The organism is Streptomyces adustus (assembly GCF_009377175.1).
GTDB classification, from domain to species: domain Bacteria; phylum Actinomycetota; class Actinomycetes; order Streptomycetales; family Streptomycetaceae; genus Streptomyces; species Streptomyces adustus.
This window is the reverse complement of sequence record NZ_VJZD01000195.1, coordinates 1-18329: the sequence shown is the minus strand read 5'-3', so window position 1 is coordinate 18329 and position 18329 is coordinate 1. Positions and strand designations below refer to the sequence as shown.

At 72.7% G+C, this 18329-nt stretch carries 17 protein-coding genes; 10 read left to right on the top strand and 7 right to left on the bottom strand.

What is annotated here, in order from left to right; all coding sequences use genetic code 11:
- Positions 1–234 precede the first annotated feature (234 nt).
- Genes FNH09_RS34010 through FNH09_RS33990 form a run of 5 tightly spaced genes read left to right on the top strand, consistent with a single transcriptional unit; the run spans position 235 to position 4057 of the window.
- On the top strand, positions 235–657 hold the full coding sequence (locus FNH09_RS34010; RefSeq protein ID WP_152893754.1) for a roadblock/LC7 domain-containing protein: 423 nt from the start codon (positions 235–237) through the stop codon (positions 655–657).
- On the top strand, positions 654–1013 hold the full coding sequence (locus FNH09_RS34005) for a DUF742 domain-containing protein (protein ID WP_152893753.1): 360 nt from the start codon (positions 654–656) through the stop codon (positions 1011–1013). Before FNH09_RS34010 ends, FNH09_RS34005 begins: the two co-directional genes overlap by 4 nt.
- A complete protein-coding gene (locus FNH09_RS34000) occupies positions 988–1593 on the top strand; it encodes a GTP-binding protein (protein ID WP_152893752.1) in 606 nt (201 codons plus the stop codon). Before FNH09_RS34005 ends, FNH09_RS34000 begins: the two co-directional genes overlap by 26 nt.
- Entirely contained in the window at positions 1590–2828 is a 1239-nt protein-coding gene (locus FNH09_RS33995) for a cytochrome P450 family protein (protein WP_162469511.1), read from the top strand. The genes FNH09_RS34000 and FNH09_RS33995 overlap by 4 nt, the downstream gene beginning before the upstream one ends.
- A complete protein-coding gene (locus FNH09_RS33990; protein WP_152893751.1) occupies positions 2825–4057 on the top strand; it encodes a cytochrome P450 family protein in 1233 nt (410 codons plus the stop codon). The genes FNH09_RS33995 and FNH09_RS33990 overlap by 4 nt, the downstream gene beginning before the upstream one ends.
- A gap of 144 nt (positions 4058–4201) precedes the next feature.
- Here the strand turns inward: FNH09_RS33990 and FNH09_RS33985 are convergent, their stop codons facing one another.
- On the bottom strand, positions 4202–5746 hold the full coding sequence (locus tag FNH09_RS33985; RefSeq protein WP_152893750.1) for a helix-turn-helix domain-containing protein: 1545 nt from the start codon (positions 5744–5746) through the stop codon (positions 4202–4204).
- A 196-nt stretch (positions 5747–5942) separates the two neighbouring features.
- Here FNH09_RS33985 and FNH09_RS33980 point away from each other — a divergent pair, with 196 nt between their 5' ends.
- Positions 5943–6563, top strand: coding sequence for an L-threonylcarbamoyladenylate synthase (locus tag FNH09_RS33980; protein WP_152893749.1), 621 nt, complete (start codon positions 5943–5945; stop codon positions 6561–6563).
- Positions 6564–6719: 156 nt separating this feature from the next.
- Positions 6720–7475: a dienelactone hydrolase family protein gene (locus tag FNH09_RS33975; protein ID WP_152893748.1), complete on the top strand. Its 756-nt coding sequence runs from the start codon at positions 6720–6722 to the stop codon at positions 7473–7475.
- Positions 7476–7571: 96 nt separating this feature from the next.
- Here the strand turns inward: FNH09_RS33975 and FNH09_RS33970 are convergent, their stop codons facing one another.
- Complete coding sequence (locus FNH09_RS33970) at positions 7572–9971, bottom strand: M4 family metallopeptidase (protein WP_338017770.1); 2400 nt, start codon at positions 9969–9971, stop codon at positions 7572–7574.
- Positions 9972–10301: 330 nt separating this feature from the next.
- Here FNH09_RS33970 and FNH09_RS33965 point away from each other — a divergent pair, with 330 nt between their 5' ends.
- Positions 10302–11804, top strand: a complete 1503-nt coding sequence (locus FNH09_RS33965; protein ID WP_152893746.1) for a metallophosphoesterase family protein — start codon at positions 10302–10304, stop codon at positions 11802–11804.
- A 64-nt stretch (positions 11805–11868) separates the two neighbouring features.
- On the opposite strand, the gene FNH09_RS33960 is transcribed toward FNH09_RS33965, so the two are convergent.
- Positions 11869–12900 carry a TauD/TfdA dioxygenase family protein gene (locus FNH09_RS33960; RefSeq protein ID WP_152893745.1) on the bottom strand — a complete coding sequence of 344 codons (1032 nt, stop codon included), beginning with the start codon at positions 12898–12900 and terminating at the stop codon, positions 11869–11871.
- 134 nt (positions 12901–13034) lie between these two features.
- Between FNH09_RS33960 and FNH09_RS33955 the strand changes: the two genes are divergently transcribed.
- Positions 13035–13865, top strand: coding sequence for an aldo/keto reductase (locus FNH09_RS33955; RefSeq protein ID WP_162469510.1), 831 nt, complete (start codon positions 13035–13037; stop codon positions 13863–13865).
- Positions 13866–13974: 109 nt separating this feature from the next.
- Entirely contained in the window at positions 13975–14409 is a 435-nt protein-coding gene (locus tag FNH09_RS33950) for a cupin domain-containing protein (RefSeq protein WP_152893743.1), read from the top strand.
- Here the strand turns inward: FNH09_RS33950 and FNH09_RS33945 are convergent, their stop codons facing one another.
- From FNH09_RS33945 to FNH09_RS33930, 4 genes are all read right to left on the bottom strand, one after another.
- Complete coding sequence (locus FNH09_RS33945; protein WP_152893742.1) at positions 14410–16758, bottom strand: ATP-binding SpoIIE family protein phosphatase; 2349 nt, start codon at positions 16756–16758, stop codon at positions 14410–14412.
- Between the two features lie 161 nt (positions 16759–16919).
- Positions 16920–17387 (bottom strand): peroxiredoxin, encoded by a 468-nt coding sequence (locus FNH09_RS33940; protein ID WP_152893741.1) that lies wholly within the window; start codon positions 17385–17387, stop codon positions 16920–16922.
- Entirely contained in the window at positions 17384–17764 is a 381-nt protein-coding gene (locus FNH09_RS33935; RefSeq protein ID WP_162469509.1) for a DoxX family protein, read from the bottom strand. The genes FNH09_RS33940 and FNH09_RS33935 overlap by 4 nt, the downstream gene beginning before the upstream one ends.
- Positions 17765–17829: 65 nt before the next feature.
- The coding region (locus FNH09_RS33930) for a MarR family winged helix-turn-helix transcriptional regulator (protein WP_152893740.1) at positions 17830–18329 on the bottom strand (500 nt) is incomplete at its 5' end.

Below are 18329 nucleotides of genomic sequence, written 5' to 3'. Positions count from 1 at the left end.
TGTATAAGAGACAGGCCCCGAGGAGGCCGCCGCGGCGCTCGGCGCGCTCCAGTCCGCCACCGCCGCGGCCCGCTCCGCGGCCACCGCGGACCCCGACGCCGCCCCGGACTCCGTACCCGAGCCCGTACTCGAATCCATACCGGAACCCGAGTCCGAACCCGTCGCCGCGCGCCTGCCCGCGCAGGACGGCGCCGGCGACACCGACAAGACCGACCACGAAGGAGGAACGGCTCGATGACCAGCCGCGACACGGGTGACATGGCATGGGTCCTGGAGCCGATCCTTCAGGTACCGCACGTGGTGGCCGCCGTGCTGCTGACCAGGGACGGACTCGTCAAGGGATACACCGACGCGCTGTCCCGGCCGTCGGCGGAGCGGGTGGCCGCCATCACCAGCACCGTGCAGGGGGCCTGCCGGACCGCCGCGGCGGCGTTCGCCGACCGGGACCGGGCCGAGGTGCGCCAGGTCGTCATCGAGTCCGACCACGGCTACGTACTGATCGTGCCCACGGACCACGGCACCTGTGTGGCGGCGTACGGCGACCCGGAGGCCCGGCTCGACCTGCTCGGCCACCGGGTCCACTCCCAGGTGGCCCGCCTCGGCGAGAAGACGATGGCCGCCGCGCCCCGGGGGACCGACGGCGGCGCGCCGACATGACCGGCCGCCCAGGCGGCCGTCCCCTGGTTCCCGCGTACCTGTCGACCGGCGGGGTGGCGCGGCCCAGCCGACCCCATCTGGAGCGGCTGTCGGTGCTCACCGGCAGCGGAGAGCCCGCGCCCGAGGATCTGACGGCGGCTCAACTCGCCCTGCTGGACGTCCTGGAGGACGGATCGCTGACGGTGGTGGAGGCGGCCGCGCTGCTGCGCCTGCCGGTCTCCGCGGTGCGGGTGCTCACGGCCGCACTCCTCGACCGGGGCTTGGTGCTCGCCCGCGCGCCGATCCCGACCGCCGACCGGTTCGAACCCGACCTGTTGAAGAGAGTGGCCGATGGCCTCCGCGCCCTCAAGCACTAGTGGCATCCACCTGCCCGACACCGCCCGCGACCTGGTGAAGATCCTGGTCGCGGGTCCCTTCGGGGTGGGCAAGACGACCCTCATCGACTCGGTGTCGGAGATCCGGCCGCTGCACACCGAGGAGCACCTCACCCAGGCGTCCGAGCAGGTGGACGACCTCGACGGGGTACGGGAGAAGGCGACCACCACCGTCGCCATCGACTTCGGCCGGATCAGCCTGCCGGGCGGGGTCGTGCTGTACCTGTTCGGCACACCCGGGCAGGAGCGGTTCCGCTCGCTGTGGGACGACATCGCGTACGGGGCGCTGGGCGCACTGGTGCTGGTCGACAGCCGGCGGATCGACGCGTCGTTCGACGTGCTGGGGCTGGTGGAGGAGACCGGGCTCCCGTACGCGGTCGCCTTCAACGCCTTTCCCGACGCCCCGCGCCACCACACCCCCGAGCAGCTGCGCGCCGCCCTGGACCTGGAGCCGGGCACCCCGATGGTGACGTGCGACGCGCGGGACGCGAACTCCTCCCTCGACGCACTGCTCGCCCTGGTCGAGCACCTGATCGACCGCGACCCCCCGGAGAACCGGTGACCACCCTGCCCCCCGCCCAAGAGGCCTTCTCCCGCTCCGCGCCCGTACGGCTGTGGGAGGAGGGCTTCGCCCGTGATCCCGACCGCTACTACGCCGCGCTGCGCGCCCAGGGACCGGTCGGCTGGGGCGAACTCGCGCCGGGCGTACCGGCGTACATCGTCACCGAGCGGCAGGCCGCGCTGGAGGTGCTGCGCGACACCGAGGCCTTCTCGCACGACCCCCGGCCGTGGGAGGACACGGTCCCGGACGACTCGCCCGTGCTCGGCATGATGCGGTGGCGGCCCAACGCGCTGTTCGCCGACGGCGCCGACCATGTCCGCTACCGCACCACGCTCATCGACGTCTTCGACGACGTCGAACCGCACGACCTGCGCGCCCGGGTGCACCGCGCGGTGAACGTGCTGGTGAGCCGGTTCGGGCCGGCCGGCCGGGCCGATCTGGTGGCGGACTTCTCGCGGCCGCTGATGGCGCTGATCTTCAACAACCTGTTCGGTCTGCCGGACAGCCAGGGCGACCGGCTGAACCGGGGCCTGGGCAAGATGATGGAGGGCGGCGACCAGGCGGGCGAGGGGGAGGCCGAGTTCGCGCAGTACGTCCTGGAGCTCATCGCGGCCAAGGCCGAGCGGCGCGGCGACGACCTGCCCAGCCGACTGCTGGACCATCCGGCCGGGCTGACCGCGGAGGAGGTGACCTGGCAGGTGTTCCTCACCCTCGGCGCCGGCTTCGAGCCGACCGCGAACCTGGTGTCCAACGCGCTGTCCAGGATCCTCGGCAACCCCCTCTACTACTCCACCCTCACCAGCGGGGCCCGGCCGGTCATGGACGCGGTCCTGGAGGTGCTGCACCACGAGACGCCCCTGGCCAACTACGGCATCTACTACGCGGTCGAGCCGCTGGAGTTCCACGGGGCGTGGATCCGGGCCGCGGTACCGGTGGTCGTCTCCTACGGGGCGCTCGGCCGCTTCGCCGAGCGCGAGGTGACCTCCGAGCGCCGCCCGAACGACGCCTCGCACCTCTCCTGGGGCGCCGGACCGCACACCTGCCCGGTACGGCAGCACACTCTGCTCATCGTGACCGAGGCGATCGAGCGGCTCACCCAGTGGCTGCCCGACGTGGAACCCGTGCTCGCCCGCGAGCGCCTGAGCTGGCGGCCCGGTCCCTTCCACCGCTCGCTGACCGCGCTGCCCGTCCGTTTCAGCCCCCGCTCCCCCGACCAGCCAGGAGACCCCGCATGAGCGTCACCGACCGTGTCGCCCTCGACCCGTTCGGCACCGACATCCCGGCCGAGAGCGCGCGGCTGCGCGCTCTCGGCCCGATCGTGCCCGTGGAGCTGCCCGGCTCCATCCCCGCCTGGGCGCCGACCGGCTACGACACCCTCAAGGAGCTGATCCTCGACCCTCGGGTCAGCAAGGACCCGCGGCTGCACTGGCGGCTGTGGCCCGAGGTCGGCGAGCACCCCGCCTGGGGCTGGATCCTGGGCTGGGTGGGCGTGGTCAACATGCTCTCCACCTACGGCGGCGACCACACCCGGCTGCGCAGGCTGGTGGCGCCGAGCTTCACCCACCGGCGCACCGAGGCGCTGCGTCCCCGGGTCGAGGCGGTCACGACGGAACTCCTCGACGCGCTGGCCGAGGCCGGCAAGGACGGCGGGCCCGTCGATGTGAAGGAGGGGTTCGCGCACCCGCTGCCGCTGCGCATCATCTGCGAACTGTTCGGTGTGCCGGAGGAGTTGCGGGACGCCACCGCCCGGCTCATCGCGGCCATCATGGACACCTCCGACCCGACTCCGGAGCACGCCGCCTTCGTGCAGGAGCAGATCGGCACGGTCCTGGGCTCGCTCATCGCGCACCGCAGCGAGCACCCCGGCGACGACCTGACGACCGAGCTGATCCGGGTGCGGGACGAGGACGGCGACCGGCTCTCCGGCGAGGAACTGCTCTACACCCTGCTGCTGGTGATCGGGGCGGGCTTCGAGACGACCGTGAACCTCATCGGCAACGCGGTGGTCGCCCTGCTGAAGGACCCCCGGCAGCTCGCGGCGGTGCGGGCGGGCGAGATCGGCTGGGACGCGGTCGTCGACGAGACGCTGCGGGTGCACCCGTCGATCGCCTCGCTGCCGCTGCGGTTCGCCGTCGAGGACCTGAAGGTCGGCGACGTGACGATCCCGGCCGGGGACGCGATCATCACCACGTACGCGGCCGCGGGTCTGGACCCCGCGCACTACGGGCCCGACGCGGACACCTTCGACGCCTCGCGCGGCGCCGACGATCATCTGGCGTTCGGTATCGGGGTGCACCGCTGCATCGGCGCGCCGCTGGCCCGGATGGAGGCGCTGACCGCGCTGCCCGCGCTGTTCGACCGCTTCCCCGGCCTGGCGCTCGACGTCGACGCCGAGGAGCTGCGCCAGGTGCCGTCGTTCATCGCCTTCGGCTGGCAGCGGATCCCGGTCCGGCTGCACGGCTGAGAGCTCGGAGCTCCCGAGGCCCTCGGTGAGACGCCGGGGCCGACCGGTCCCCCGTTCCGGTCGCGCCCCGGCGACTCCCCGAACCTATGTGGATGAGGTACGGGTTGTGAATCGCGGGCGTGCCCGGTGGGCGGCTCGCGGGACTCACCTGTGCACAAGTGCGCCCGGATGGCCCGTTTCCTCCGGTCGAGGCGGCGGGCCGAGGGCCGGCCGGTCGAGGTCCGCGGTGACCAGGTGGGCCAGGACGACCTCGTACAGATCGCTGCCCGCGGTCAGCAGCCGGCGTTCGAGTACCGGCTCGGCGCTGCGGACGTGCTCCCGTACGGTCTGGGCGTGTACGCCGATCTGCTGCGCGGCCCGTTCCGCGTTGCCGCCCGCGGCGAGCCAGGCGCGCAGGCTGCCGCGCAGGTCGCGGGCGTCGGTGTCCAGCCGGCCCAGCAGGTCCTGGGCCCAGGTGCGCAGCGCGGGTCCGCCGAGCAGGTCGTCCAGGCGGGCGGGGGCCGGTCGCACGGCGGTCCCGTCCGCCGGGAGGCCGACCTGGGTGTTCAGTGCCAGGTGGACGGCGGCCCGGACGGTGAGCGCGGAGAAGTCCGTGCCCAGCAGGGATTCCACGCGTTCCATCCGGGCGCGGACGGTGTTGCGGCTGACGCCGAGGATCTTGGCCGCGTTGACGGCCGTGAACTCCAGCCCGAGCCGGGTGGTGGCGAGCAGTTCGGCGCTGGTGTGGTGGGCGAGCGTGTCGAGCGGGCGCAGCAGGGCCGAGGTCCAGGCCCGCAGCGCGGCCGGGTCCATCAGCCGTCCGGGATGGGTGCGCTCGGCGTACACCGCGGTGCGGTCCGGGCGGAAGCGGGCGACGGCGAGGGCGCTGACCGCCTGTCCGTAGGCGGTGGCGGTGCACGCGAGGTTCTGCCGGGTGCTGCCGCCGAGGTAGGTGTCGGCGCGGTCGGCGATCAGTGCGCGCAGGTCCTCGCCGGTGGCCTCGCGGGGGGTGACGACGATGACGTGGGCGTCCATGGCGGGGCAGCGCACGACCAGGGCCTGCTCGCCGGTCGCCTCCACGCACCGCTCGGCGAGTTCGTCTCGCTCCTCGGTGCGGCCCTCGACGACGTAGACGTCGGCCGTGTCGGTGTCGAGCAGGCCGGGCCACAGGCCCGCGGCGACCCGGCGCGCCGAGACGGTGTCCTCCACCATGAGCAGTTGCAGGATGGCCAGCCGCAGATCGGCGGCGGCGCGCTGGAGCCGGCGTCCGGTCGTGGTCGTCCGGCGGGCCCGCAGCAGCACTTCGAGGACGGCGGCGGTGTGGGTGACGATCTCGGAGGCGCGCCGGTCGAAGGGGGTGGCGCGTTCCACCGTCAGCAGACCGGCCGAGGCCCCGCGCTGGAGTTCGATCCTGACCAGCCGCAGATGGCGCCCTCGGCCCTGCCAGGCGGCGGAGGCGATACGGCCGGCGACGACGTCGGCGGCCAGCGACGCGTCGGGCAGGGACTCGCCGGGGCGGGACGCGCCGGGTCGGGGCTCCTCGGGTCGGGGGTCGGGCCCGGCGAGCTGGGCGCCGGTGTCGTCCCGCAGGGACACGGTCGCGTCCACCGTGGCGGCGAGCCAGTCGACGACCTTGCGGACGTCATGGGCTGCGGGACGCAGCAGTTCGAGGAGCTCCCGCGCCCATCTCGAGGTGTCGCCCTCCGTCATGCCGTCCTCCCTTCTCACCGCCGCTGACCTCAGGTTTCCTGGTCGGCGACGTTACCTCACGACCGGCCGGCGCTGACAGGGCCGCGTGCGCGGCACACCGCCGGGGGCGTGGCCCGCCGCCACGGTGCGCCGCCCGCCGGCCCCTGCCCGGTTCCGCCTGCGCGGCGACCCGCCTCGCTCGGCATAAGCTCGTGCAATGGCGAAGTACTACGACGTACACCCCGACAACCCGCAGCCGCGCACCATTTCCCAGGTCGCCGAGAGCATCCGCGCGGGCGCGCTGATCGCGTACCCGACCGACTCCTGCTACGCGCTCGGCTGCTGGCTGGGCAGCCGCGACGGCATCGACCGGATCCGGTCCATCCGCGGCCTGGACGACCGGCACCACTTCACCCTCGTCTGCCAGGACTTCGCGCAGCTCGGCCAGTTCGTGCGGGTGGACAACGACGTGTTCCGGGCGGTCAAGGCGTCGACCCCGGGCAGGTACACGTTCATCCTGCCGGCGACGAAGGAGGTGCCGCGCATGTTGCAGCACCCGAAGAAGAAGACCGTCGGCGTACGCATTCCCGACCATGCCGTCACCCACGCGCTGCTCGCCGAGCTCGGCGAGCCGCTGCTGTCCAGCACGCTGCTGCTGCCGGGCGAGGACGAGCCGATGACCCAGGGCTGGGAGATCAAGGACCGGCTGGATCACGTCCTGGACGGCGTGGTGGACTCCGGGGACTGCGGCACCGAGCCGACGACGGTCGTCGACTTCTCCGGCGGCGAGGCGGAGATCGTACGGTACGGGGCCGGTGACGTCACCCGGTTCGAGTGAGCCCACCGGGTCCGGCGGGGGTTCCAAGTGAGCTTCCGCCGGGGCCAGTTCACGGCCGGGCGGACGGTGCGTGAGAACATGATCACGGCCCGGGACACCGGGCCGCCCAGGACAGGCTTCGGTTGCCCGCCGTCGACCGCGCAGAGAGGCAGACCCATGACCCCCGTACAGGGAACAGCCGTGGACGTCCCCACCGAGGACGGCATCGCCGACGCCTACCTGGCCCATCCGGCGGACGGGCTCCCCCGGCCGGGTGTCCTGCTCTACCAGGACGCCTTCGGGCTGCGGCCGCACCTGCGGTCGATGGCCGACCGGCTGGCCGCGGCCGGTTACACGGTGCTGGTGCCCAACGTGTTCTACCGGCACGGTCGCACCCCCGTCTTCGATCTGCCCGAGTTCATCGACCCGGAGGCCCGCCCCCAGATCTGGGACCAGATCGTCCCGGTCATGCAGGCGCTGACGCCGGAACTCTCCGTATGCGACGCCGACGCCTATCTGCGGTGGCTGGCCGACAGCCCGCTGGTGGCCGACGGACCGGTCGCGATCACCGGCTACTGCATGGGCGCCCGGCTGGCGCTGCACACGGCCGGCGCCTACCCGGAGCGGGTCGCGGCCGCGGCCGGATTCCACGGCGGACGGCTGGCGACCGACGCGCCGGACAGCCCCCATCTGGCCGCCGAACACATCACCGCCGAGCTGTACTTCGGGCACGCCGACAACGACCCGTCGCTGCCCGAGGAGCAGATCGAGCGGTTCGAGCAGGCGCTGACGGCCGCCGGTGTCCGGCACCGCTGCGAGGTCTACCCCGGCGCCCCGCACGGGTACACGCAGGCCGACACCGCCTCGTACCAGAAGGAGGGCGACGAGCGGCACTGGGCGGCGCTGCTCGACCTGCTGGAGCGCACCTTCTGATCCGGCGCCGGCCCCCGGGCTGGCCCGCCCGGCGAACAAAGACATCCCGCACGCGGAGGGAGCCCGCGTGCGGGATGTCGTTCGTGCGGTGGAGGGTCAGCTGGTCGTGACGGCGGTGTCGTCCACGACGAAGCTGGTCTGGAGGGAGGAGTCCTCGACACCGCTGAACTTGATGCTCACGGTGGAGCCGGCGAACGAGGACAGGTCGAAGGTCTTCTGGGTGTACCCCGTGGCCGCGTTGAGGTTGGAGTACGTGGCCAGCGTGGTCGAACCGGCGGTGACCGTCAGCTTGTCGTACTGCGTGCTGGTGGTGGTCTCGGCGGTGTCGATGTGCAGGTAGAAGGTGAACGAGGCCTTGCAGCCGCTGGGGATGGTCACCGACTGCGAGAGCGTGTCGGTGTGCGTGGAGCCGTAGCCGTCCATCCAGGCCTTGTACGAGCCCCCGTGGGCCGCCTGGCTGCTGGAGTTGGTGATGACTCCGCTGCTCGCGGTCCAGGTGGTGTTGCCGGACTCGAAGCCCGGGTTGCCCAGCAGCTGCGTCGAGGTGCAGGTGCCGCCGCCACCGGAGGAGCTGACGGTCCAGGTGAAGGACGCCGTGCCGGTCGCGCCGGTGCTGTCCGTGACGGTCACCGTGGTGCTGTACGTCCCGGCGGTGGTCGGCGTCCCGGTGATCGCGCCGGTGGAGCTGTTGATCGACAGACCGGTGGGCAGGCCGCTCGCGGAGTACGTGAGCGAGCCGCTGTTGGTGCTGCTGGCAGCGATCTGGAGGCTCACAGCGGTACCGACGGTGGAGGACTGGCTGCCCGGGTTGGTGACGGTCACACCGCTGCTCGGCGGGGTGACGTGGCTGCCGACGTTGATGCCGGCGAACGCGTTGGCCACACCCGCGTACTGGGTGGAGCTCGCGCCGTACAGCGCGGTCGCGGCGTTCAGCGCGGCGGTGCGGGCGCTCGCGTAGTTGGTGCTGGACGTCATGTACGTCGTCAGCGCCTTGTACCAGATCTGGAGGGCGGCGGCGCGGCCGATGCCCGCGACGGCGACACCGTCGGAGGTCGGGCTGTTGTACGTGACACCGTTGATGGTCTTGGAGCCGCTGCCCTCGGAGAGCAGGTAGAACATGTGGTTCGCCGGGCCCGAGGAGTAGTGGACGTCCAGGTTGCCGACGCCGGAGTACCAGGAGTCGGCGGACGACCCGTCCTTGGACGGCTTGTCCATGTAGCGCAGCGGGGTGCCGTCGCCGTTGATGTCGATCTTCTCGCCGATGAGGTAGTCGCCCACGTCGGTCGAGTTGTTGGCGTAGAACTCCACGCCGGTGCCGAAGATGTCGGAGGTCGCCTCGTTCAGGCCGCCGGACTCACCGGTGTAGTTCAGGCCCGCGGTGTTGGAGGTGACACCGTGGCTCATCTCGTGGCCCGCGACGTCGAGCGAGGTCAGCGCGTGGGTGCTGCTGGTGCCATCGCCGTAGGTCATGCAGAAGCAGCTGTCGTCCCAGAAGGCGTTGACGTACGCCGTGCTGTAGTGGACGCGCGAGTAGGCGGCGACACCGTTGTTCTTGATGCCGCTGCGCCCGAAGGTGTTCTTGTAGAAGTCCCAGGTCATCTGGGCGCCGTAGGCGGCGTCGGCGCCGGCGGTCTGGGTGTTGGAACCCGAGCCGGTGCCCCAGACGTCGTCGGAGTCCGTCATCAGCGTGCCGGTGCCGGACGTGCCGTTGTTCAGCGAGTACGTCTTGTGGCCGCCGCGGGTGGAGTCCGTCAGCTGGTACGTCGATCCCGACAGCGTGGTGTTCAGCGTGACGGTGCCGCTGTACTGGGTGTTGCCGGTACCGGTCTTGATGTCCTGGAAGCTGCCGAGCTCCGCGCCGGTGGTGGCGTCGGTGATCACGTGCAGCCGGCTCGGCGTGCCGTCGTCCTGGAAGCCGGAGACCACCGTCTCCCAGGCGAGCTTCGGGGTGCCGCTGGCGGCCCAGATCACCTTGCGGGCGCTGTCGGCCGCGGGCTGCTCGGCGTCGAGGGTCCTGGCCGCCGTCAGGGCCTTGGTCTCGGCCGCCGCCTTGGTGAAGGTCGGGGTGGTGGAGGAGACCTTCACGGCGTTCTTGTTGTTGAAGGTCGTGCTCACCGTGCCGGTGGCCTGCGAGGCGGGCGGGGTGTGCACCACGAGGTCGCCGCCGAGGACCGGCAGGCCGTCGTAGGTGCGCTCGTAACGCGTGTGGACGGTACCGTCGTTGTCCTTGACGACGTCCTTGACGACGAGCTTCTCCTTCGCGCCCAGGCCGAGGCTCTGGGCGGTCTGGGTGGTCTTCAGGGCGGCGCTCTTGATCAGCGCCGTGTGCTGGGCCGGGGTGAGCTCGGCCGTGAGGCCCCCGCTGCGCAGGGGACTGGGGTGGGGGGAAGCGGGCTTTGCCGACGCCGGGACGGACTGGATGCCGACGGCGAGGAAGGCGGCGGTGGAGAGCAGGGCCACTCCTACCGCGGTCCGCTTGCGGGGGTTGCGTCTCACTCGTTCTCCTACTGCTGCGGCCGTGGGGCGGCCGGTGACAGACCGGGCAGACGGGTGTGCTGTCCGGGACGAGCCGAGTTGTGCGGGGCCGTTGCCGCGCATGGAACTGTGACCATGCTGTGCAGCGATACGGGCGAGAATGACAGGCTTGACCAAGCCATGTCAGCTACGTAAGGGGCAATCGAGGGTTATCCCTCTGTGCGCGACGCCCGCCCGAACACACCGGACGAGCCGGACGATCCGCCCCAACCGCACTGCCTCCGCGCACGGTTCGGCTCCCCCGCCGGGGCCGCCGGGGAGGCACCCCGGCAGCGTTGCTACGGTGCCCGGATGTCTGACTCCTCACGCGACACGGCCGCGGGCGCGGGCTGGGGCACCGCCGAACTCGGCACGTACAAGCGGCTGATGCCGGCCGAGGTCGAGAAGTTGTCCTGGCTGAACCCCGGAACGCTGTGGGCCGCCCGCAACGGCGTGCTGGCCTCCTGGTTCGGCGATCCGACCGGCCGCACCCGCGGCCGCTGGGCGGAACAGGCCGCGGCGGCCGGGGCGCCCGCCGACAGGATCGTCCGGCGCGACGACCCGGACCGGTTCTCCTTCATGGTGATCGGCGACCCCGGAGAGGGCGACGAACCTCAATACGCCGTCGTACCAGGCTTCCTGAAGGTCGCTCAGGACACCCGCTTCGCCGTCGTGGCCAGCGACGTGATCTACCCCGTGGGCAGCGCCGACGACTACGCGGGCAAGTTCTTCCGGCCCTACCGCGACTACCCGGCACCCGTCTACGCGATTCCGGGCAACCACGACTGGTACGAGGACCTCGGCGCGTTCATGCGCGTCTTCTGCGGCGACGTCCCGCCGCTGCCCGCCGAGCCCGCGCCCCGCCCGCTCACCCGCGCCTGGCTGCGGCATCTGCTGTGGCACCGGCCGCGCCCCGGCGACGGACAACATCTCGACGAGGCAGGGAAGTTGCGCGCCTCGGCCGGTCAACAGGCGGTCCAGCCCGGCCCCTACTGGGCGATCGACGCCGGGCCCGTGAGGATCGTCGGCATCGACACCGGTCTGCTGGGCACGATCGACGCCGAGCAGGGCGCGTGGCTGCGCGAGGTATCGCGGGGTCCCCGCCCCAAGATCCTCGTCACCGGATCGCCCCTGTACGTGGACGGAGAGCACCACCCCTGCCCGGTCGAGGGCGGCGGTACGGTCGACGACGTGGTCCGCGACCCCGCCCACCACTACGTGGCCGCGATCGGCGGCGACATCCACAACTACCAGCGCTATCCGGTGGACGTGGACGGCCGGACCGTGCAGTACGTGGTCTCGGGCGGCGGCGGGGCGTTCATGCACGCCACGCACACCATCCCGCGCGTCGGCGTCGCGGACGTCGACGAGCACGACTTCCGCTGCTACCCGCTGCGCGGCGACTCCCTCGCCTTCTACAGCCGTCTGTACGGCCGCCGGCTGCGCCTGCGCCGCTTCTTCACCCTCACCGAGGACGAGGCGACCGCCGTCATGGCCGAACGCCTGGGCATCGCCCCGACCCGTGCCCCGGGACCCGACGTCAGGGTCACCCGGCGCGTCCGGCTGGTCGCCAGGCTGCTGGGCGCGGGCGGCCGCCCCGGCCGGAAGCCCCGCTTCCGGCTGCCGGTGCGGAAGATCTACACCCAGCTGTTCTCCCCCGGCTCGGCCACGTACAGCCCGCCGTTCTTCAAGAGCTTCCTCCGCGTGGACGTCACCCCGGACGCGGTCCGGCTGCGCTGTTTCGCGGCCACCGGCAACCGCGCCCAGGAGCTCGACCCGCCGGTCGAGGACGACGTCGTCATACCGCTGCGCTGAACCGTTCGCCCGTGTCTCCCGGGCGCGGCGCCGCGAGCCGTACGGCGGCTCGCGGGCCGTCGGTTCACCAGCGGCCCGCCTCGGTGCCGACGAGCGGCCGGGACGGTCGGCCGTCGGTGCCGACCGGTACGTCACCGGCGAGCATCACCCGGTGCATGGTGCGGGGGAAGCCGAGGTGGGCGTTGTCGGTGGGCGCCAGGTGGACGGTGGCCCGGTTGTCCCAGAAGGCGACGCTGCCCGGTTCCCAGCGGAAGCGGACGGTGTACTCGGGGCGGACCGCCTGCTCCAGCAGCATGTCCAGCAGCGCCCGGCTCTCCGCGCGGGACACGTCGGTGATCTGGTCGAGGTAGTACCCGTTGACGTACAGCACCCGCTCCCCGGTCTCCGGATGGACCCGCACCAGCGGATGCTCGGACGCGACCTGGTGGTCCAGCAGATGGCGCACGTACCCGTCGTCACCGGGGCGCGGCCGGTAGCCGACGCCGAGCCGGTGCTCGGCCCGCAGGCCGTCGACGAACGCCCGCACCGGCGCGGACAGTCCGGCGTAGGCGGCGGCCAGGTTGGACCAGGTGGTGTCGCCGCCGTAGGGCGGGACGGTCTCGGCGCGCAGGATCGTCGCGGCCGGCGGGTCGACCCGGGCACCGTGGTCGCAGTGCCAGCCGCGCAGCAGGGTGTGCCGGCGGCGCTCCAGCCACTCCTCGTGGTCCATCCCGAACCGTCCGCCCAGCTCCAGCCGGTCGGCGGTGGTCTCGATCAGGGGGAAGTCCACGGGCGAGGCGCTCCCCCGCCGGTTGGACGCGACCGGCTCGCCGAACCGGCGCGCGAACGCCAGATGCCCGGCGTGGTCCAGCCGCTGCCCCCGGAAGAACACCACCTTCCAGCGCAGCACGGCCGCCCGGATGGCGGCCACCTGGGCGTCGTCGAGGCCGTCGGCCAGGTCGACGCCCGCGATCTCGGCCCCGATGTGCCCGGCGACCGGTCTCACCTCCACTCCGGCACCCTGCGTCGGCCCGTCCGGCGTCCGGCCGCCCGTCGTCCCGCTGCCCGTCCCCCTGCTCGTCGTCCCGTTGCCCGTGGTCCGGCTGTCCCTCGTCATGCGCACTCCGCTGGTTCGGCGACATCATCCGCGTTGCGTCCATCGGGCTTCTCCCCCGCCTGCCCGGTTGATCATTCCGCCCCCCGTCCCCGAGGCTGGGACGAACCGGAACACAGCCGAGGGAAGGTCCGACGGTGATCAGCACTCCGACGTACACGCTCGACGACGGCACGACGGTCCCCGCCCTGGGTCTCGGCACCTGGCCGATGGACGACGCCGAGGCCGAACGCGCGGTGGGCACGGCCCTGGAACTGGGCTACCGGCTCGTCGACACGGCCACGAACTACCGCAACGAGACCGGGGTGGGCCGCGGGGTCGCCGCGTCCGGGATCCCGCGCGAGGAGGTCGTCGTCACGACGAAACTCCCGGGGCGGCACCACGGACACGCCGAGACGCTCGCCTCCTTCGAGGAGTCCCGCGCCCGCCTCGGCCTGGAGTACGTCGACCTGTACCTCATCCACTGGCCGCTGCCCCGGCTCGACCGGTACGTCGACTCGTGGCGAGCCATGATCGAGCTGCGGGAGCGGGGCCTGGTCCGCTCGATCGGCGTCTCCAACTTCACGGCCGACCACATCCGGCGCCTGGAGCGGGAGACCGGTGTCCTCCCCTCCGTCAACCAGATCGAGCTGCACCCCCTGTTCCCGCAGGCCGACCTGCGCGCCTTCCACGAGAGCAAGGGCATCCGCACCGAGAGCTGGAGCCCGCTGGGGCGCGGCTCCGAGGTGCTGACCGACCCCGCCGTCGTCGCCGTCGCCGAGGCTCTCGGTGTCACCCCGGCGCAGGCCGTCCTGCGCTGGCACACCCAGCTCGGCGCGCTGCCCATCCCCAAGTCGGGCCACCCCGAGCGGCTGCGCGAGAACCTCGACGTCTTCGGCTTCACCCTGGACCCGGCCCAGATGGCGGCCGTCACGGACCGCCCGCAACGGCGTCTGGGCGGGGACCCCGAGGTCCACGAGGAGTTCTGACGCCCGAGGGGGCCGCAGTTATGCGCAATGCGGCCCCAACTCGTCCTCTTTGCCTCTATGTTCGCAGCGGCACCCGCCGCTCGTGCACGCACACCAGGAGGCCCTCGCCATGCGCACCCTGCTCCGCACCGTGATGACCGGGGCGGTCGCCCTCACGACCGCCCTGGTCTGCGGTACCGCACACGCCACCCCGGCCGGCCCCGGCGTCACGGCCCGGCTCCTCGCCGAGCGGACCGTGGGAAACACCGACTACGTCCTGCGGGAGATAACCGTCCCGCCCGGCCAGGCCACCGGCTGGCACTACCACGACGGTCCGCTCTACGGCTTCGTGAAGCAGGGCACGCTCAGCCACTTCGACTCCGGCTGCGCCTCCGACGGCGTCTACCCCGCGGGCAGCACCATCCAGGAGCCGGCCGGAGCCGGCAACGTGCACATCGGCCGCAACCTGGGCGACACCCCGCTCGTCCTCGACGTGCTGTACGTGCTCCCGCACGGGTCGCCGTTCTCCGAGGACGCGCCCAACCCCGGCTGCCCCTTCGAGTGATCACCGCGGCGGCAGCGACTGCTCGGCCCAGATGATCTTTCCGCTGCCGGTCTGCCTGCTGCCCCAGCGCTGGGTGAGCTGCGCGACGAGCAGCAGTCCGCGCCCGCCCTCGTCGAAGGCATGGGCGCGGCGCAGATGCGGGGAGGTGGAACTGCCGTCGGAGACCTCGCAGATGAGGGCGCGGTCCCTGATCAGCCTGAGCTGGATGGGCGGATGGCCGTACCGGATGGCGTTGGTGACCAGTTCGCTGACGACGAGTTCGGTGACGAACGCCGTCTCCTCCAGCCCCCAGGCGCCCAGCTGCTCGGTGACGGCCTGCCGGACGGCGGCCACCCGCTCGGGGTCCGATGAGATGGCCCAGGTGGCGACCTGGTCCGCGCCCAGCGCCCGGGTACGGGCCAGCAGCAGGGCCACGTCGTCGCCGGGCTCCTCGGGCAGCACGGCCTTGAGCACGCTGTCGCAGAGACCGTCGAGCGTGTCGGTGCGCGCGGTCAGCGCACGGCACAGCTCGGTGGTGACGCTGTCGATGTCCCGGTGGCGGTCCTCGATCAGACCGTCCGTGTACAGGGCGACGACCGCGCCCTCGGGCAGTTGCAGCTCGGTCGCCTCGAACGGCAGCCCGCCGACCCCGAGCGGGGGTCCCGGGCTCGTCTCGATGAGCCGTGCGGTGCCGTCGGGCAGCACGACGGCCGGGGCCGGGTGGCCGGCGGAGGCCAGGGCGAGCCGGCGGGTGACGGGGTCGTACACGGCGTAGAGACAGGTGGCGCCGAGTTCGGCGACCTCGCCGCCACTGTCGTCGGTCGCGAGGTGGGCGACCAGGTCGTCGAGGTGGGTGAGGAGCTCGTCCGGCGGCAGGTCCACGTCGGCGAGGGTGCGTACGGCCATGCACAGCCGGCCCATGGTCGCCGAGGAGGCGATGCCGTGCCCCACGACGTCACCGACGACCAGGGCGACCCGGCAGCCGGACAGCGGGATCACGTCGAACCAGTCGCCGCCGATGCCCGCGACCGACCCGCTGGGCAGGTAGCGGTGGGCCACGTCGACCGCCGCCTGTCCGGGCAGTCCGCGCGGCAGCAGGCTGTGCTGGAGGGCGAGCGCCGTCGCGCGCTCGCGGGCGAAGCGGCGGGCGTTGTCGATGCACAGGGCCGCCCGGCCGGCCAGTTCCTCGGCGAAGACTACGTCCTCCGCCGCGTAGTCGTCCGGGTGCGCGATGCGTACGGCCACCGCGACGCCCAGGGTGACCCCTCGGGCCCGCAGCGGCACCGCGATCAGCGAGTGGACGCCCTTGCGGAACGCGCGGCCGGCGGGGGCGCGGGCGTCGCGCTCGGCGAACCAGCGGGCGAAGTCGGGGTCGTCCGCGCAGCTGAGGATCGCCCGCCCCTCCCGCAGGGCCCGCACCGGCGGACAGGACGGCGGGTACAGGTCCGTCTCGCCCAGGTGCACGGCCGCCTCCGGGGTGCCCTCGTTGAGGGAGCCGTGGGCGACCCGGCGCAGCACGATCGCGTCGTCCGGCACCCGGGGCGGCTCGTCCGCCCACAGGACCCAGTCGAGCAGGTCGACACTGACGAAGTCGGCGTATTTCGGCACCAGGAGTTCCACCATCTCCTCGGCGGTGCGCACCACGTCCAGGGTGGTGCCGATGACGGCCGACGCCTGGTTCAGCAGGCCCAGCCGCCGCTGGGCCCAGTACTGGTCGCTGCTGTCGAGCGCGGCCAGGGCGACCGCGGTCACCTCGCCCCCGGCGTCCCGTACCGGCCACATCTCGACGGTCCAGGCGTGCTCCCCGTTCGGCGCGGGCGCGCCCGTGAAGCTCTCGTACCGCACCGGCCGGCCCGTCTCGGCCACCTGGCGCAGATGGTTCGCGAAACCCCGTTCGTGCTCGGCGTCCGCGACGGTGTCCAGCAGACTCCGGCCGTACAGGTCCTCCTCCGGCACGCCCAGCACCTGGCAGGCCACGTCGTTGACGCGCAGGTAGCGCTGCCGGACGTCGAAGATCGACATCGACATGGAGGCCTGCTGGAAGGCCTGTCCCGCGAGCAGGTGCCGCGCGTCCCCGGCCGGCTCGGCGGTCACCACGTATCCGTCGGGTGTGCCCCGGTTGCCCAGCACGGGACAGGCCGTGAGCCGCAGGGTGACGGTGGAGCCGTCGCGGTGGCGCAGGACGGCGGTGCCGGTGGTGCCGGTCGGCAAGGACGCCGGGCCGACCGGTGGGTCCTCGGCCAGCAGCTCGCGGGCGGCACGGCCCACGACCTGGTCGGCGGTGTGGCCCGTCAGTGATCGGGCACCCTCGCTCCATGCGGTCACGACACCCCGGGCGTCGACAACCGCCACGGCTGCGACATGCTCCATATCATCCAGGATGATCCGATTGTCGCATCACATCAAGCGCATGGGTCCGGCAGCACGGCGCAACCCCTCGAACGCCTCTTGGAACCCGCCGCCCACCGGGTGGGGCATCCGGTCCGCGGGACGGCCCCGCGGACGGACACCCCCGGCGGGCCGCCGGGCGCTCAGCCCCGGTGGGCGCGCAGTGCGGCCAGGGCCCGGTCCGCGTGGGTGTTCATCCGCAGCTCGCTGCGGACGACCTCCAGCACGGTGCGGTCCTGTGCGATGACGAAGGTGACCCGCTTGGTGGGGGCCAGGGAGAACCCACGCTTCACGCCGAACAGCTCCCGCACCTTCCCGTCGGGGTCGGAGAGCAGGGGCATGCCGAGCGTGTGCCGGCCGGCGAACTCCTGCTGCCGGTCGACGGAGTCGCCGCTGACGCCGACCGGGCGTCCGCCCGCCTCGGCGAACTCGGCGGCGAGGTCGCGGAAGTGGCAGGCCTCCGCGGTGCAGCCGGCGGTCAGGGCTGCGGGGTAGAAGAACAGCACGACGGGCCCGTCGGCGAGCAGCTCGACGAGGCTGCGCGCGGTGCCGGTCTCGTCGAGGAGCGTGAAGTCCTCGACCTGGCTGCCGACCTCGACAGTCGAACTCATGACCGACCCTCCGTCCCGCGGGCGACGCTGCGGGCCCACAGCACGAGGGGGATCTGGAGCGGAAGGCGGCCCAGGGCGGCGGCCTTCTGCGGGGTGGGGCGGTTGCGCCAGTCCACGGCCATCTTCACGTTGGCCGGGAACACGCCGACGAAGAACGCGGCGGCGGCCAGTGCGGCGACCCGTCTGGTCCGCGGCACGGCCAGGCCCGCCGCGAGGGCCAGCTCGGCGACCCCGCTCGCGTAGGTCCAGGTGCGGGGCGAGCCGGGCAGCGCCCGGGGCACGGTGGCGTCGAACTGGCGTGGTGCGGCGAAGTGGGCGGTGCCCGCGGTGGCCAGCAGACCGGCGAGCAGCAGGGACGAGCGTTCGGACCGTGACACGGTTCCTCCTCTGACGACCTGCCGCGCGATATTACTGGACGGTAAGACGGGTCGGCCGCTCCGGGTCAGGTGCCGGAGGCCGGGGCCTGCTGGTCGGCGTCGTCCTCCGCGGCGTACGCGAGGAAGTCGTCGACCATGCGGTGGAACAGCGTGGCGAGCTGGCTCAGTTCCTGCGGGGACCAGTCGGCGAGCGCCAGCTGCATGCCACGGGTGCCGGCGTCCCGGATCCGGCCGACGGCCCGGCGGCCTTCGACGGTCAGCTGGATGCGCTGGGCCCGGCCGTCGTCGGGGTCGGGCACCCGGGTGACATAGCCGGACCTCTGAAGCTGCTGCACCGTACGGGTGACGTGCGAGGCCTCCACTCCGAGCCGCTGGGCCAGCTCCCCCGGGCGGAGCGCGTCGGAGTCGGCGATCTGCCGCAGCAGCGCCACGGCGGCCCGGTCCAACGGCACTCCGGCCAGGGCCATGAGCCGGTCGTGCTGCCGGGCACGGGTGCTCAGGTACGTGATGCGGGAGAGCGCCCGCTCGATCTCGATGACTTCCGGGGAGGCGGAGGGGGCGGCGG